This is a genomic window from Dietzia sp. IBK-p2-15D, assembly GCF_057773105.1.
In genome coordinates this window covers 371,337-385,199 of the sequence record NZ_JBYMTK010000002.1, presented here as the reverse complement: position 1 = coordinate 385,199, position 13,863 = coordinate 371,337, and the positions used below count along the sequence as shown (strand labels likewise).

The 13,863-nt window shown below is 70.8% G+C and carries 15 protein-coding genes and 3 tRNA genes; 7 read left to right on the top strand and 11 right to left on the bottom strand.

Annotated features, from left to right (window positions below; genetic code table 11):
- Position 1: 1 nt before the first annotated feature.
- On the top strand, positions 2 to 553 hold the full coding sequence (locus AC3DEV_RS04730; protein ID WP_070720094.1) for a PadR family transcriptional regulator: 552 nt from the start codon (positions 2 to 4) through the stop codon (positions 551 to 553).
- Here the strand turns inward: AC3DEV_RS04730 and AC3DEV_RS04725 are convergent.
- Entirely contained in the window at positions 540 to 1,580 is a 1,041-nt protein-coding gene (locus tag AC3DEV_RS04725; RefSeq protein WP_488371436.1) for an NAD(P)H-quinone oxidoreductase, read from the bottom strand. The genes AC3DEV_RS04730 and AC3DEV_RS04725 overlap by 14 nt on opposite strands.
- A gap of 139 nt (positions 1,581 to 1,719) precedes the next feature.
- On the opposite strand from AC3DEV_RS04725, the gene AC3DEV_RS04720 reads away from it, so the two are divergent.
- A tRNA-Ser gene (locus AC3DEV_RS04720) sits at positions 1,720 to 1,805 on the top strand.
- A gap of 79 nt (positions 1,806 to 1,884) precedes the next feature.
- Here AC3DEV_RS04720 and AC3DEV_RS04715 read toward each other — a convergent pair.
- The 4 genes from AC3DEV_RS04715 to AC3DEV_RS04700 all read right to left on the bottom strand — a co-directional run bounded on the left by AC3DEV_RS04715 (position 1,885) and on the right by AC3DEV_RS04700 (position 6,287).
- Positions 1,885 to 2,085, bottom strand: a complete 201-nt coding sequence (locus AC3DEV_RS04715) for a hypothetical protein (RefSeq protein ID WP_488371435.1) — start codon at positions 2,083 to 2,085, stop codon at positions 1,885 to 1,887.
- Between the two features lie 101 nt (positions 2,086 to 2,186).
- The gene (locus AC3DEV_RS04710) at positions 2,187 to 3,113 is read right to left on the bottom strand and encodes an alpha/beta hydrolase family protein (RefSeq protein ID WP_488371496.1); all 927 of its coding nucleotides are present in this window, start codon (positions 3,111 to 3,113) and stop codon (positions 2,187 to 2,189) included.
- Positions 3,114 to 3,369: 256 nt separating this feature from the next.
- Positions 3,370 to 5,007, bottom strand: coding sequence for a bifunctional metallophosphatase/5'-nucleotidase (locus AC3DEV_RS04705; protein WP_488371434.1), 1,638 nt, complete (start codon positions 5,005 to 5,007; stop codon positions 3,370 to 3,372).
- 221 nt (positions 5,008 to 5,228) lie between these two features.
- Complete coding sequence (locus AC3DEV_RS04700) at positions 5,229 to 6,287, bottom strand: pyridoxal phosphate-dependent aminotransferase (RefSeq protein WP_096906230.1); 1,059 nt, start codon at positions 6,285 to 6,287, stop codon at positions 5,229 to 5,231.
- 105 nt (positions 6,288 to 6,392) lie between these two features.
- On the opposite strand from AC3DEV_RS04700, the gene AC3DEV_RS04695 reads away from it, so the two are divergent.
- Both AC3DEV_RS04695 and AC3DEV_RS04690 read left to right on the top strand, forming a co-directional pair.
- Positions 6,393 to 6,484 (top strand) — tRNA-Ser (locus AC3DEV_RS04695).
- A gap of 47 nt (positions 6,485 to 6,531) precedes the next feature.
- Positions 6,532 to 6,604, top strand: a tRNA-Arg gene (locus tag AC3DEV_RS04690).
- Between the two features lie 59 nt (positions 6,605 to 6,663).
- On the opposite strand, the gene AC3DEV_RS04685 is transcribed toward AC3DEV_RS04690, so the two are convergent.
- From AC3DEV_RS04685 to AC3DEV_RS04670, 4 genes are all read right to left on the bottom strand, one after another.
- Positions 6,664 to 7,680: an HAAS signaling domain-containing protein gene (locus tag AC3DEV_RS04685; protein WP_488371433.1), complete on the bottom strand. Its 1,017-nt coding sequence runs from the start codon at positions 7,678 to 7,680 to the stop codon at positions 6,664 to 6,666.
- Positions 7,680 to 8,024 carry a PadR family transcriptional regulator gene (locus AC3DEV_RS04680; protein ID WP_069390443.1) on the bottom strand — a complete coding sequence of 115 codons (345 nt, stop codon included), beginning with the start codon at positions 8,022 to 8,024 and terminating at the stop codon, positions 7,680 to 7,682. Before AC3DEV_RS04680 ends, AC3DEV_RS04685 begins: the two co-directional genes overlap by 1 nt.
- Before the next feature lie 254 nt (positions 8,025 to 8,278).
- On the bottom strand, positions 8,279 to 9,169 hold the full coding sequence (locus tag AC3DEV_RS04675) for an oxygenase MpaB family protein (protein ID WP_488371432.1): 891 nt from the start codon (positions 9,167 to 9,169) through the stop codon (positions 8,279 to 8,281).
- A gap of 77 nt (positions 9,170 to 9,246) precedes the next feature.
- Positions 9,247 to 9,591 (bottom strand): hypothetical protein, encoded by a 345-nt coding sequence (locus AC3DEV_RS04670; protein WP_404850861.1) that lies wholly within the window; start codon positions 9,589 to 9,591, stop codon positions 9,247 to 9,249.
- 281 nt (positions 9,592 to 9,872) lie between these two features.
- Here AC3DEV_RS04670 and AC3DEV_RS04665 point away from each other — a divergent pair, with 281 nt between their 5' ends.
- Entirely contained in the window at positions 9,873 to 10,817 is a 945-nt protein-coding gene (locus tag AC3DEV_RS04665; protein ID WP_488371431.1) for a DMT family transporter, read from the top strand.
- Here the strand turns inward: AC3DEV_RS04665 and AC3DEV_RS04660 are convergent.
- Positions 10,776 to 11,468: an NrtR DNA-binding winged helix domain-containing protein gene (locus AC3DEV_RS04660; protein WP_488371430.1), complete on the bottom strand. Its 693-nt coding sequence runs from the start codon at positions 11,466 to 11,468 to the stop codon at positions 10,776 to 10,778. The two genes, AC3DEV_RS04665 and AC3DEV_RS04660, sit on opposite strands and share 42 nt — an antisense overlap.
- Positions 11,469 to 11,538: 70 nt before the next feature.
- Between AC3DEV_RS04660 and AC3DEV_RS04655 the strand changes: the two genes are divergently transcribed.
- Positions 11,539 to 12,387, top strand: coding sequence for a T3SS (YopN, CesT) and YbjN peptide-binding chaperone 1 (locus AC3DEV_RS04655; RefSeq protein ID WP_488371429.1), 849 nt, complete (start codon positions 11,539 to 11,541; stop codon positions 12,385 to 12,387).
- A complete protein-coding gene (locus tag AC3DEV_RS04650; protein WP_404850865.1) occupies positions 12,387 to 13,358 on the top strand; it encodes an ADP-ribosylglycohydrolase family protein in 972 nt (323 codons plus the stop codon). Before AC3DEV_RS04655 ends, AC3DEV_RS04650 begins: the two co-directional genes overlap by 1 nt.
- On the opposite strand, the gene AC3DEV_RS04645 is transcribed toward AC3DEV_RS04650, so the two are convergent.
- A complete protein-coding gene (locus AC3DEV_RS04645) occupies positions 13,326 to 13,835 on the bottom strand; it encodes a CopD family protein (protein WP_067714703.1) in 510 nt (169 codons plus the stop codon). The two genes, AC3DEV_RS04650 and AC3DEV_RS04645, sit on opposite strands and share 33 nt — an antisense overlap.
- Between the last annotated feature and the right edge of the window lie 28 nt (positions 13,836 to 13,863).

The window sequence follows — 13,863 nt, the reverse complement described above, 5'->3', positions numbered from 1 at the left end:
GATGTCGCTGAAGTTCGCGATCCTCACCTCCCTCACCGAGCGGGAGGGCAGCGGCATCGAACTCGCCCGCCGGTTCGACAAGTCGATCGGGTACTTCTGGCCCGCGACCCACCAGCAGATCTATCGCGAGCTCGATCGGCTGGCGTCCGCGGGCCTCATCCGCGAGCTGCCGCAGCAGGGACCGCCGCGGCGGGGACAACCCAGGAGGTTCGCCGTCGCCGACACCGGCCGGGCCCTGCTGGTGGAGTGGATCGGGGAGGACGACGAGCCCGAACCGATGCGCTCGAGCCTCGCGGTCCGTGTCCGCGCGGCCGCGGCCACGGGCAGGGTGGACGACCTTCGGCGGGCCCTCGGGTACCACCGCCGCCAGCGGGTGGAGAACCTGCGGCGGTACCGGGAGATCGAGGAGCAGGACTTCGCGGACCGCGACCCCGTTGAGGTCCGGGGTGCGCTCCAACACCAGGTGCTCAAGTTGGGCATCCAGGCGGAGCAGGCGTGGGTGGGCTGGTGCGACGAGACCCTCGACCTGCTGGATCGCCTCAGTCGACCGTGAGCAGGATCTTGCCGTGGCTCTCGCCCGACTCCAGCAGGGCAAGTGCGTCTGCGGCCCGGTCGAGCGGGATTTCGCGGGAGACCCGGGTGGTGACGTCCCCTGCTGCGACCATCGGCCACACCTGGTCGACGACCTCCCGGCAGATGCCGGTCTTGCCGCCGGGGCCGTCCGCGGGTCGGGCCCGGAGGTTGGTCGCGAGGATGCCGGCACGCTTGGGCAGCAACCGGCCCAGGTTGAGCTCACCCTTGACCCCGCCCTGGAGGCCGATGACGATGACGCGACCGTCCGGCGCCAGGGACGCGATGTTCTTCTCCAGGTACTTCGCGCCCATCACGTCCAGGATCAGGTCGACGCCGCGGCCGCGCTCGTCGTCGTCGGTCCAGTCCCTGACTCGTTCGACGAAGTCCTCGTCCCGGTAGTCGATCACCAGGTCCGCGCCCAGTTCGCGGCACATCTGCACCTTCTCCGGCCCGCCCGCGGTGGTGGCCACGCGGGCCCCGAGGGCGCGGCACACCTGGATCGCGTGCGAGCCGATGCCGCCGGCGCCGCCGTGGATCAGCACACGCGGGGCACCGAGGTCCGTGTCGCCCCATCGGGCCTGCGCGGCCAGGACGCCGCGGCCGAGCCCTCCCGTCATGGCCAGGTTCGACCACACGGTGCACGCCACCTCCGGGAGGGACGCGGCCTCGTGGAGCGAGACCCCGGCGGGGACCGGCATGACCTGACCGGCCGGGACGGCGACCTTCTCCGCGTACCCGCCGCCGGCCAGTAGCGCGCACACCTCGTCGCCCACCGCCAGGCCCTCCACGCCCTCGCCGACCGCGGAGATGCGGCCCGAGCACTCGAGGCCGAGGATCTCGGAGGCGCCGGGAGGCGGCGGGTAGTGGCCCCTGGACTGCAGAAGGTCGGCCCGGTTCACCGCGGAGGCCGCGACATCGATGAGTACCTCGCCGGCGGAGGCGACCGGGTCGTCGACCTCGGTCAGGCGCAGGGTGTCGGGGCCGTTGTCATATGCGATTGCCTTCATGTCCTCCGACGGTAGCCGGGATGAGACCCGAGGGCAGGCGGGCTGGGTGCGCACGCCGGCGGTCCACTACGATGAACGGCGTCGTCAACGCGGGTTCCACGTGGAACCACGCGGTCGTGCGTGTCGCGGCAGGCGGCGGGGAAGTGTGGCAGAGCGGCCGAATGCACTCGCCTTGAAAGCGAGCGTGCCTAAACAGCACCGGGGGTTCAAATCCCTCCACTTCCGCACTAGCTCAAAGAACTTCCAGTTCAGGGGGATTTACGGGGCCGGTATTGGGGCTCGTGTCACTGTCGTGTCAGAGGCCTTAGTCTTCGAGCTCCCGGCGACGGCGTTCGTTGTGCTCGATGCACCGACGCTTGTAGTTGCCGTAGTTCTCCAGAGCCCGCTCGTCGCACTCGACGCAGTTGGGGCGAGGTCCTAGCCAGAACCGCTGAGGGGTGCTAGCGGGGACAGGCGCTCCGCACCGCTGACAGGTGACGTCGTGCGTGGTCACTCGAACGGTCATCGGCAGAAGCTTACGCCGACCCGGGGCAGACGTCAGCCCCGCCGCTCGGGCTGGTCACCGCACGGGGCCGAGATGCCGGGAATTCGTCACCGAGGGCCGGCTCAGGCGGTCGTCTCCTGCAGGTCCGCTGCCGCGACGTAGCGGATGATCTCGAGCACCCGCGGGTACGAGCGGGACTTTCCCGAGACGATCGAGACGTGGTCCTCACCCTCGAGCAGGACCAGTTTGGCGCGTCCTCCCCGGCGGGTGACCTCGTCGACGTAGCGCCGGGAGTTCTCCGCCGAGACGGCCGCGTCCCGGTTGCCGTGGATCGCGACGACCGGTGTGCCGGTGTCGATGTTCTGGATGGGGTCCACCGACGCGTACCGCCACGGGAACTCGGAGGGCGTCCCGCCGATCGCCGTGACGATCCTGTCGTCCCCGTGGTTCGCTGCATAGACCATGTCCAGTGGTCCGGCGATCGAGATCACGCGCGTGGGCCGGAACGCGGGCTCGGAGCCCACCTCGCCGTCCTCGAGCAGGTGGCGGGTGCCGCCCCACACGGCGAGTTGGGCGCCCGCGCTGTGGCCCACCACCACTTCGTCATCGGTCGTGATCTGGGGGAAGCGCCGGTCCACCTCGACCACGTGGTCGAGCGCGTCCGCGATGTCCCGGAAGGTGACGGGCCAGCCGCCGCCGGACCCGACCCGGCGGTACTCCACGTTGTAGACCGCCATTCCGCGGCTCGCCAATTCGCGCGCCAGGGGGTCGAAGATGTCCGCACCCAGCTGGTTCTGCCACGCCCCTCCGTGGATGAGGACCGCGAGCGGGATGGTGTCGACCCCCTGGGCCCCGGACGGCAGGTACAGGTCCGCCCAGTTCTGTTCGGGATCGGCGTCGGAATCCCGGGTCGGGTACTCGAAGCGCTGGACCGTGACCTCGTCCAGTCGGACGGTTCCCGCAAAAGTCGGGTCCACCTGCGGAACGGCGGTCGTCGTCATGCAGCCGACAAGGGTGAGTGCGGCGCCCACCAGGGCCGCGCCACGCATGAGGACGTGCCCCGGTCCCACGACGGGTCTTCGCGACGACATGGCCACCACTTCCTCAGGAGTCGATAAGGCGGAGTACCTTTTTTCTCCTTGGGTGGGCACGGTGCACTGGGGCGGGGTCGTCCGGAATCGCGGAGAGTGAAGCTGATCTTACTCTTTGCCAGGCCCGCGGTGCTGAGAGGTGCCCCCCGTGTCGGCCCCCGGCGTGCCGTGCCGAGCACGGCACGCGGCCAGCCGGTGCGACTGTCAGGTCGTGTCAGCCGACGACGCTGATCCGGCCGGTCTCGGGGGTGCTCAGCGGGCCCTCCTCGGCCACGTAGCGACGCAGTGCGTCGAGATCGGTCACCCCGGCCTCGCGGCGGTCGCCGCGTTCGGCCAGGACCGAGCCGTCCCACTCGGGGGAGGAGAGGAACTCGTTCACCACGACGGTGTACTCGCGCCGGGGGTCGACGGGCTCGTCGTCGACCAGGATCTCCGACACCCGGGCTCCTGGCGGGCGGCGGAGGTCGACGGTATAGCGGACGTTCGACGAGACCGCGGGGCCGTTGCGGCCGATGTCGTCGGCGAAGTGGTCGAAGGCCGCGTGGAGTTCCTCCCCGGTCACGGTGACCAGGTAGAGGCGATCCCCGTAGGGCTGCACGGTGTGCAGGTCGGCGTAGTCGAGGGGCCCGGCGGGGAGGTCGGTGCGCAGGGAGTCCGGGTTGGACAGGGCCAGCTCGGCGCCCCGACCCCGGGCGGCGTGGAGCTGGCCGTCCGCGATGAGATCCGCCAGTGGTGACTCACCGTTCGCATCCATGGCCCGCTCGATGGTCTCGTCGGCGGTGCCGATGACCTCGCGGGCTTGCGGTGCCGCAGCGGCCTGGGCCTGGCGTACGAGCTCCTCGGTCCCGGCGTCGGGTTCTATGTCGAGGTTGACCGTCTGGTTGAACACCGACGTCTGGGGCCGGATCACGTCGCCAGTGGAGGGGTCGACCGCCAGGTCGACGACGGTGACGGACCGGCCGTGGGACGCGGGGGCCACGACGACGCGCTCGTCGTTGTCCGAGTCGAAGACACGGCAGGTGGCCGGGCCGCCGGAGGCTCCCACGATCAGGGCGTCCACGGCGGGGTTGAGCTGCTTGACCAGGTCCAACTCGGTGAGCTCGTCGGGGCAGGCCGCCGGATCGAGATTGTCGTGGACGGCGTCGGACTGGACCATGGCGACGATCGCCTCCACGCCCAGGAACCGCAGTGACTCCACGGTCTCGTCGATCGCGCGGAGGGGGTCGGTCAACCGCGTGGTCGTCTCCGGGACGGACGTCGACGGGGAGGTCACCGCCACGACCCCCACCCGGACGTCACCGACTCGGTGGATCGCGAAGGGGAAGGTGGGGGCCGAATCGGGCGACGGGATGGCGTTGGATGCCAGGAACGGGAACGCCGCCCCACGGAACGGCGGGAGCGGGGGATCGACGCGGCAATCCCGCTCGGTCGCGCACCCCGGCGTGACCAGGGATCGGACGTGGTCGGCGCCCTTCTCGAGTTCGCGTCGTCCCACGCCGGCCCCGTCCACATCGAGCCGGTTGAAGTACTCGATGGTCGCTCGGTCACCCAGCAACGCGGCCTCGGGGGCGGTCCCGCCGATCGAGTCGCCGGTGGCGAACAGCAGTGAATCCTCGGCCTGGTCGCGCAACTTTCCGACCGTGGCCGCGAGGTGTGGCCCGCCACCGGCGGGGCGGACGTTGCCCGAGCCGTCACGGAGCTCGCCCTGGAACCCCACGGGCCGGGACAGCGCACCGGAGAACTCCCCGATCCCCAGGATGCGGACCGACCGGGTCTCCGCCGCCGGGCTCCAGGGACTGCTGGTCTGCGCGTCGGCACGCGGAGGGGAGGCGAGGGTTGCGACGAGGACCACGGCCGCGAACAGTGCGAAAGCGACCGGCCCGACGCGGCCCGTTATGGACGTGTGGATAGCTGCGGAGTTCACCTCGTGCCATGAACTCTTCTGCTGCACATCGTCTCCTAGGGGGGCGGGGGCTCGCACGTTCCGCGATCCGGGGATCGCGAGATCGTGACCTGCTCTCCCAAACCCGGCCCATGCTGCCCTCGCGATGTCACGGGACCCCGCCGGAAGCATTACGTTCTGGTCACGAAATGCCGGGCGGCAGTGAGGAATCGGTCGTTTTCCTCGGGATCCCCGATGGACACCCGCACTCCGTCGCCGGCGAAACACCGGGTGACGACCAGGTGCTCGCGGCAGTGGGCGTCGAAATCAGCCGCGGCGTCCCCGAGGGGTAGCCAGACGAAGTTCGCCTGGGTGTCCGGGACCGCGTGCCCCATGTCGAGCAGGGAAGCCCGTACGCGGGAGCGCTCGGCGACGACCGCGTCGGTGCGGGCCCGCAGTTCGTCCCCGGCCTCGAGGCAGGCGATTCCGGCGGCCTGCGCCAGGGAGCTCACCGAGAACGGGACGACCATCTTCGCCACCGGTACCACCAGTTCGGCGGGTCCGACGAGGTAGCCGACACGGAGGCCGGCCAGACCGTAGGCCTTGGAGAAGGTGCGCAGCGAGACCACGTTGGGCCGCGACATCGCCTCGGCGACGCCGTCCACCGGGTCCTCGGATCGCATGTACTCGTAGTAGGCCTCGTCCAGCGCCACGGTGACCCGTTCGGGGACGCGGTCGAGAAAAGCGAGGAGTTCGGCGCGGGTCACCGCCGGGCCGGTCGGGTTGTTGGGCGTGCAGACGAAGATCAGCCGGGTCCGGTCGGTGACGGTGGCGACGATCGCGTCGAGGTCCAGCGACCCGTCGTCCCGGTTGGGGACCGCGATCGGGACCGCGTGGGCGATGCGGGCGATGATCGGGTACGCCTCGAAGGAGCGCCAGCCGAAGACCACCTCGTCGCCCGGTGCACACACCGCCTGGACCAGTTGCTGGCACAGGGCGACCGAGCCGCAGCCGGCGGTGACGTTCCCGGTGGGCACGTCGAGGAAGTCCGCGAGCCGGTCGACGAGCGCGCCGGCGGTGATGTCCGGGTAGCGATTGGCGCCCGCCGCGGCCTCGGCGATGGCCGCCGCCACGCTCGGCAGCGGGCCCGCGGTGGTCTCGTTGGACGCGAGTTTGACCGCGCCCGGCACGGAGGCGCCCGGAATGTAGGCGGGGATGGCGTCGAGGTCGCTGCGCACGTCGGGGGACATGACTACAGGGTAGGACCACCCCCTGCGGGCCCGGTGTCCGGCCGTTTTGCGCACCGGCCCGGCCTGTGTGTACTGTAATTCCTCGTTGGCTCAGCAGAGCCTCCAGGAGGCGTGCCAGAGCGGCCGAATGGGACTCACTGCTAATGAGTTGTCCTCCTCAAAGGGGACCGGAGGTTCAAATCCTCTCGCCTCCGCCATGCCGGGGATCCGGGTGACCGGATAGCTGGCACGACAGAAGAATATTGCGCCCGTAGCTCAATGGATAGAGCACTTGACTACGGATCAAGAGGTTAGGGGTTCGAGTCCCTTCGGGCGCACAGAAGGAACGCCCCCGTCCACGCGGACGGGGGCGTTCGCCATTTCCGGCCTGCGGTGTTCACGCGGCGTTCGCGGCCCCCCGCCGATACGCCCGCAGGGTCTCGAACTGGTCCCAGACCACGATCACCCAGATCGTGGCGATGACGCTCCATCGGATCGCGGTGGCCGCCGTGCCGCCGTCGGCCGGGATGAGATCGGGGTGGATCACCGAGTCGTGACTCAGCACCAGGACCGTGAGGAAGACGCCGAAGACCACGTCGACCATTACGTCGATGCCGAGCCGCGCCGGTGACCTGCCCGGCCTCACCAGGCGCCACACCTGGACGAGCGCCAGCGCTCCGATCAGCAGCACGTACCCCGTGAGCCACCCGGTGGGGATGGCGGGGTTCACCAGCGGTTCGCCGCCGTTGAGATGCCCGATGTACAGGAACGTCGACGGGACGAACGGCACCGCGACCAGGATGGCCAGCATCACCAGCGACACGACCGCGTCGACGCGGGTGTCCGCCCCGCCCCGGGGCCCGTCGAGGTGCGCCGGGTCCCAGGTGGGGGTCAGGGTCAACGGACTGCGTTCGCCCTCCGGGGTCGTCCGCTCGATTATCACCACAACGAGCGTCCAAGCCGCGAATGCCCACAGCAGGGCGGCGGCGACGGAGCTGACGAGTTGGCCGATGAGACCGCCGAGCTCCGGCTCCGCGGTGGTGGAGATGTAGAGGATGCCGCCGGCCAGGGCGGCGATGACACCCACGACGGGCAGGAGCCACCGCAGTACCCGGGCCCAGACCGGGTAGACCTCCGGCCCCACGAGGTACTGGCGGGCGCCGGCATAGCGGCGAGCGAGTTCGGCCGGGTCGCCCAGTCGCACCAGGACGGCGCGCTCGGCGGACACGAGCTCGGCGGACTCGCGATCGGTGGTCCCGCCCGGGCCGGTTCCGCTCGCGTCGTTCGCGGCGTCGAGTTCGGCGGCGACCATGTCGGCGATGGTCGCGGCGATCTCCGAGGAGATGTCGCCGCGCTGGTCCTCGGGGAGGTGGCGGACCACCTCGGAGATGTAGCGATCGGTCAGTGTGGACATCACGCGTCCGCCTTCCGCAGATCGGTGTAACCGGCACCCAATGCCAGCCACTCGGCGTGCAGGCGCTCGGCGGTCTCGGTGCCGAGCGCGGTGGTCTCGTAGTACTTGCGGGGCCGGGGCTCCTCGGTCCGCCACGTCGAGGTGAGCAGTCCCTGCCCCTCGAGGCGGCGCAGCAGCGGGTACAGGGTGTTGGCCTCGGTGGCGATTCCCGCCTCGGCCAGCGTGGTGAGCAGGGCGTACCCGTACCTGGGCGTCCGGCAGGCCAGCAGACTCGCCAGGACGACCGACCCGCGCCGGAGCTCCTGCAGGTGGGTGCCCAGTGCCGCGTCCGCGTCGTCGCCCATGCGGCACACGTTAGTGTGTGGCACACACTATGTAAATGGCGCACAGTCTCGGCGCGGGCCCTCTCGCTCCACCCGCCGCACCGCGACACTCCGCCATTGACCGGCCCTGACCGGCCCTGACCGGCCCTGACCGGCCCTGACCGGCCCTGACCTGCGGTGCCCTGAAGACGGTGTGCAGGGCACCGCAGGTCGGGAGGCCGCGGCCCGGCGCACTGCCGGGTTGCGGGACTGCGTGGGGTCTCGCGGTCGACGCGTCAGGAAGCCGGCGAGGCTTTGGTTTTCTTGACCCGCACCCGCTGGTAGGGGGCAGCGACGGACTCGCCGATCGCCTGCGCGATGAGGTCCTCGGCGGTCCGGTTCTTCCGCGCGAGTGTGGCGACGAGCTTGGTGAACCGGGCCCCGCGGGCGAACTCCTTGGCGCTGCGGTCCTCCACGGCGAAGAACAGCTTGGCCTTGTCGGGGAGTAGCGACAGCACGCCGTTGAGGATCTGGCGGGTGACCCACCTGGCCACCGGGCCCTTCGCGTCCGGGTGTCGGAGCGAGTGGCCGGCCATCGCGGCGAAGATGGTCAACGCCTTGGTGTCGAGGCCCTCGGTGACGTACTGGTCGACCGCTGCGAAGGTCTCGAGGTGCGGGCCGGGGACGTGCAGTTTGTCCGCGCCGATGTGGGACTCCATCACCAGGCGGTCCGCGTCCGCGGTGCTCAGGCCGGGGCCGAACTCCTGGTAGCCCCGGACGGCCGACCAGATGTACGTCCACCACGTCCACCGCATCCATTCCGGCTGCTTGGCCTTCTCCACCTCTCCGGTCTCCGGGTTGGTCCAGGTCGCCATCTCGTGGAGGTGGTCGACGCGCTTGGTCGCCGCGTCCGCGTGGGCGGTGTCGGCGAAGACCGAGTCCCGTAGGTAGGCGGCCGTGCGGTCGAACCGGGCGGCCATCTCGTCGGCGCCCTCGCTGGTCAGCGAGACCCGATCGAAGTGGGTCATCATGCCCGGTTCGAGCATCTGGAGGAAGAGCGCGTTCTTGGCGCCGAGCCCCGAGGCCGGGTCCGAGAACACCCGCCAGGAGATGCTGTCGGGGCCGTAGTAGCCGTCGTCGGAGCGAGGGGCGTCGGAGAGCCGCAGGGGCACGCGGGTGTCGGTCATGGAGTCACCTTCGGGTTAGGTGGATCGGGGAGTGTCGGTCGGTGAGAGCCCGACCAACACCGTCGATAATAAGTCCTTCATACTTCGTGCCGACGCAGACGGTGAGGAAGGTCCGCGACCGCGCGCCGCGAAACGGCTGTCTCGAGGGGGCCTCGCCCGACGAACACCGCCCAGAGGGCGCACCCGGCCGTCCCCCCGAGAGTCATCGGCCAGAACGGGTCCAGGGCGCGGAAGTCGTCCATCGGGTCGAACTGTCGGCCCTCGGCGCGCGCGATGGCGATCCACGCCGCCCAGACGAGGAGATGTGCGGTGTACGCGGTCAGGGGCATCGCGTCCAGCACCCGTACCGGCCAGAACAGCCACCGCAGCCGCGTCCCGCCGATAAGGATGCACACCCCGATGACCGCGAGTGCGAATCCCATGGACCCGACCGCCTCCCCCACGCCCGACAAGTGGGGCCCGTCCCGGAGCCGCGACAGAAACCACAGTCCGACCTCTGACCGCGCGCCGTCGTCGCTCGAGGAGGCGGTGACGGCCCCACGGACACCCGGCTCGAGGCCGGGACGGTGATCGTCGACGCGAAGGAATGAGCACAGAGGAGTGAGCGCAGAGGAGTGAGCGCGGAGGGGTGAACGGCCACGTGCCGGGGGTGGGACGGAGGAGTACGACGACGACGAGGTCGGCCGCTTCGTAGGCTGTGCCGATGGCTCAGCCCGCGCGAGAGGCGCTCCGCCGCAACGCCGGCCATCTGGCGTCGGTGGCCCTGGTGCTCATGTGGAGCTCGGGCTATGTCGGCGCGGAACTCGGGATCCGGGCCGACGGAACCCCGCTGCAGCTGCTGGGCTGGCGGTTCTCGATCCTCGGCGTGCTGTTGGTGACCGTCTGCCTCGTGCTGGGGGTGCGGTTGAACGATCGCGCGGCGTGGACGCGGCAGGCGGTGTTGGGCCTGTTCAGTCAGGCGTTCTTCCTGTTCATGATCTTCGAGGGGGTCTCCCGGGGCGTCGACGGCGGCACCGCGGCGCTCATCGCCGCGCTCCAGCCGCTGCTGGTGGCGACGGTGGCGGGCAGGGTCCTCGGCGAGCGCACGACGGCCGGCATGTGGGTCGGCATGGTGCTGGGGATGGCGGGCGTCGTGGTGGTGGTCTCCGGCGGTCTCGACGCGGGCGCCGCCCCGTGGTGGGCGTACCTGTTCCCGGCGGCGGGCATGCTCAGTCTGGCCACGGGCACGGTTCTCACGCAGCGTCTGCGGCCCACCGAGACGCTGCTGCAGTCGATCACCATGCAGTCCGTCGTCGCGGGGGTCACCCTGATGTCCGCGGCTCTGGTGACCGGCCAGGCGGCGCCCGTGGCCGAACCCGACTTCTGGGCGGCGGTGGCCTGGTTGGTGTTCCTGTCCACCCTGTGTGGGTACGTCCTCTTCGTCTTTGTCACCCGCACCCGCGGCGCCACAGTCGCGAGCGTGCTGCTCTACCTCACCCCGCCCACGACCATGGTCTGGGTGTGGCTCATGTTCGGTGTCCCGATCACCCTCCCGGCCGTGGTCGGCATGGCGATCAGTGCGGTCGGCGTGACCCTGGTGCTGCGGTCGCGGGCGGCGCGGGACGCCTCAGCGCGCGCGCCGGAAGAGCGCGGCTGGGCGACCGCGTAGGGCCGTGGACAGCGCCACCTCACCGTGGTCGTCCAGGACGGGTTCCAGGTGCGGTCGCATCCGGCGCGCGAAGTTGTCCTTGTGCAGCTCCTCGCCGATCACGGCCTCGTGCACGCGACGCAGTTGGAGCAGCGTGAACGGTTCGGCCAGGAAGCCGTCGGGGTCGGGGCCCACGTCGACGTAGCGCAGGCGGATCTCGTAGCGCTCGCGGACGTCGCGGATCGCGGCGTCGACGATCGCGTCGTGGTCGAACAGTAGCGACTCGATGCCGTCGAGCCGACCGTCCGCGGTGACGCGGGTGAGTTCGCCGTTCGCTCCGGCCAGCGCGGACTCGGGCAGGGGGAGCGCGTGGGCGGCGGAGACGGCCCAGGTCCGCTCGTCGCGCTCCGGGTCGTCGAAGAGCCGCAGTAGGCGCGGACGGATGGTCTCGTGTGGCGCGATCCGGACCTTCTCGCGGAGTACGTGGTCCGCGGTCTCGGCGACGGTCGTCCGCTCGCGCAGGAACGCGCCCGGGAGCGCGCGACCGTCCGGATTCCGGCGTGATTGCGTGAATACCCGCAGCTCGGGGTCGGTGCCGCCGGCCCCTGTCACGGTGAGGATCGCCAGGTCCACGGCCACGGCGGGCCGGGGGAACTTATCGAGATCGGACATGGTCTTCACTTTAGCGCGATTGGCGTGCTAATGTTTAGCGCGTTGAGAGTGCTAAAGGAGTGGAGGGGTCATGGGAAGTCGACGAGACGACGGCATGGACGGGGTCGGTGGCGAGGCCACCGAGTGCGCCTGGGGCGTGTTCCTGGACACGCTGATCCTGCGGATCGGTGCTGTCGGGGACGGTGACGCGCTGGCGCTGGTGGCCCCGCCCGGGCCGGAGGGGTGGAGCCAGCAGCTCGTCATCCGGTCGGACCGTGGTCGGGGATTCATGTGGGTCACCCGCGGGATCTCCGGCAGCACGGCGGCCGAGGAGGTCGTGGCCAGCGCCGGCGCCGACGGGGCGTTCGCACTGGCGGACGCGATCGTCCGCGTGGCGCGCGAGGACCTGCGGTTGCCGCACCCCCAGCTGTTCACGGCCCGCGCGAGCGGACGAGGAGCAGCCGAGTTGGCGGAGTCCCTGGGGCTCGCGGACGCGGACGCGCCGGGTGGGCCGGACGGCCGTACGGACGGTGGGGTCCGCGGCGGTCCGGACGTGCTGCGTCCGGTGGTGGTGGAGGCCGTGGGGAGGATGTTCGGGCAGGAGCCGGGCGTCGACGACGACGGCGACGTGTATTTCACCGTCGCCGGCACCACGGTATTCGTCATCTTCAGCCCCGACGGCGGGCTGGTCCAGGCCTGGGCGCTCGTGGTCCGCGGGGTGTACAGCCGTCGCAACACCGCGGTCGAGGTGGACCTGCTCAACAGCAAGGGGATGTGGAGCACCTGGTACCTCAGCGGGCGCGACGTGTTCCAGCGGATCACCCTCCCCGCGCGCCCGCTCTCGGCGGACAACATCGAGGGCATGCTCCGCGCGTTCGCGAAGGACCTCGAACAGAACCGGGATGAGCTGGCGTACCGGCTCGGAGGGAAGGTGGCGTGATGACGGGCAGTGGAGACCGGGGGTGGGACGACCGGGTCGCCGGGGTGATGCTCGGTACCGCCGTGGGGGACGCCCTCGGCGCCGGATACGAGTACGGCTCCGCGCCGCTCGGTCCCGAGGGGCCGCAGATGATCGGCGGCGGACTGGGCGGGTTCGCGCCCGGACAGTGGACCGACGACACGTCCATGGCGTGGTGCGTGCTCGACGTGGCCGCCAGGGGTGGGGGCCTGCTCACGGACGAGGCGCTCTCGGAGGTCACCCGCAACTTCGGGCGGTGGTACGACTCCGGCCCGCCGGACATCGGCAACCAGACCGCCGCGGTCCTGCGGGCCGCGGGGCCCGCGCCGACGGCCGCCGCCGCGCGGGAGGCGGCCGAGGAGCACTTCAGGCGGAGTCACCACTCCGCGGGCAACGGTTCCCTCATGCGGACCGCACCTGTCGCCCTGGCCCACCTCGGCGACACCGGGGCGATCGTCCGGGCAGCCACGGCTGTGAGCGACCTGACCCACTCCGACCCGCGCACCGCCCAGGCGTGCGTCCTGTGGTCGACGGCTCTCGACCGCGCTGTGCGGGAGCAGGTCCTGGACCTCCGCGGCGGACTGGCGCACCTCGACGGGCCGGACCGGGAGTACTGGGAGGCCTGCATCGACGAGGCCGAGCAGGGGCCGCCCGGACGGTTCCGCCGCAACGGCTGGGTGGTGACCGCGCTGCAGGCCGCGTGGTCGGCGATCCACCACACGCCGATCCCCGCCGCGGATCCCGGGCGGCACCTGGCCGACACACTGGTCACGGCGATCGGGATCGGAGGCGACACCGATACGGTCGCCGCCATCGCCGGGGGCCTGCTGGGCGCGCGCTGGGGTGCCTCGGCCGTGCCGGCGCAGTGGCGGGACATCTGCCACGGCTACCCGGGTATCGGGTCACGCGAACTCGAGCGGCTATCGATCGACGCCTGCCTTCCACGCGCGTAGTTGCTCGGCCGCTGCCAGGAGCGCTTTCGCGAACTCCTCGGTCTGGTCTGGATCCATGTTCTCGGGCGGATCCTGGATATGAACCCGTCCCTCCCGGCCCCGCGCGCTGACGGACCAGCGTGTGGCCCCCGGGGATCGGGGGTCGCTCGGGGACCAGATCCTGCGAGGCCCCAGGCGGTACCTGTGGTAGGCCGCCAATGCCTCAGCCCGGGTCTGGCCCGGTTCCTGCCGGAAGACGCGGATGAACGTGCCCTCGAGGACCCCGCCGGCCAGACCGCACCGGGGGCAGGACAGTGTTCCCTTGAGGGAGATCGGCTCCCACGCAGTGACCGCGCTGGTATCGACGTCCACGACCTCGCCACACCACGCTGTGGTCTCCTCGGTCTCGGCCGACTGGTGGTGCCAAGAGAGGGTGCCGCCCTCGGAGATGAAGTGCATCGGGGTTCCGCCCTCGACGCCGATGATGTTCTCACTCATGCCTGCTCCGTCCGGGCCCGTAGCTCAT

Bases quoted from the DNA above. Each gene is read 5' to 3' on its own strand.
- AC3DEV_RS04730 (WP_070720094.1), top strand. From the start codon at position 2: ATGTCGCTGAAGTTCGCGATCCTCACCTCCCTCACCGAGCGGGAGGGC.
- AC3DEV_RS04725 (WP_488371436.1), bottom strand. From the start codon at position 1,580: ATGAAGGCAATCGCATATGACAACGGCCCCGACACCCTGCGCCTGACC.
- AC3DEV_RS04715 (WP_488371435.1), bottom strand. From the start codon at position 2,085: ATGACCGTTCGAGTGACCACGCACGACGTCACCTGTCAGCGGTGCGGA.
- AC3DEV_RS04710 (WP_488371496.1), bottom strand. From the start codon at position 3,113: ATGCGTGGCGCGGCCCTGGTGGGCGCCGCACTCACCCTTGTCGGCTGC.
- AC3DEV_RS04700 (WP_096906230.1), bottom strand. From the start codon at position 6,287: ATGTCCCCCGACGTGCGCAGCGACCTCGACGCCATCCCCGCCTACATT.
- AC3DEV_RS04685 (WP_488371433.1), bottom strand. From the start codon at position 7,680: ATGTCCACACTGACCGATCGCTACATCTCCGAGGTGGTCCGCCACCTC.
- AC3DEV_RS04680 (WP_069390443.1), bottom strand. From the start codon at position 8,024: ATGGGCGACGACGCGGACGCGGCACTGGGCACCCACCTGCAGGAGCTC.
- AC3DEV_RS04675 (WP_488371432.1), bottom strand. From the start codon at position 9,169: ATGACCGACACCCGCGTGCCCCTGCGGCTCTCCGACGCCCCTCGCTCC.
- AC3DEV_RS04670 (WP_404850861.1), bottom strand. From the start codon at position 9,591: ATGGGATTCGCACTCGCGGTCATCGGGGTGTGCATCCTTATCGGCGGG.
- AC3DEV_RS04665 (WP_488371431.1), top strand. From the start codon at position 9,873: ATGGCTCAGCCCGCGCGAGAGGCGCTCCGCCGCAACGCCGGCCATCTG.
- AC3DEV_RS04660 (WP_488371430.1), bottom strand. From the start codon at position 11,468: ATGTCCGATCTCGATAAGTTCCCCCGGCCCGCCGTGGCCGTGGACCTG.
- AC3DEV_RS04655 (WP_488371429.1), top strand. From the start codon at position 11,539: ATGGGAAGTCGACGAGACGACGGCATGGACGGGGTCGGTGGCGAGGCC.
- AC3DEV_RS04650 (WP_404850865.1), top strand. From the start codon at position 12,387: ATGACGGGCAGTGGAGACCGGGGGTGGGACGACCGGGTCGCCGGGGTG.
- AC3DEV_RS04645 (WP_067714703.1), bottom strand. From the start codon at position 13,835: ATGAGTGAGAACATCATCGGCGTCGAGGGCGGAACCCCGATGCACTTC.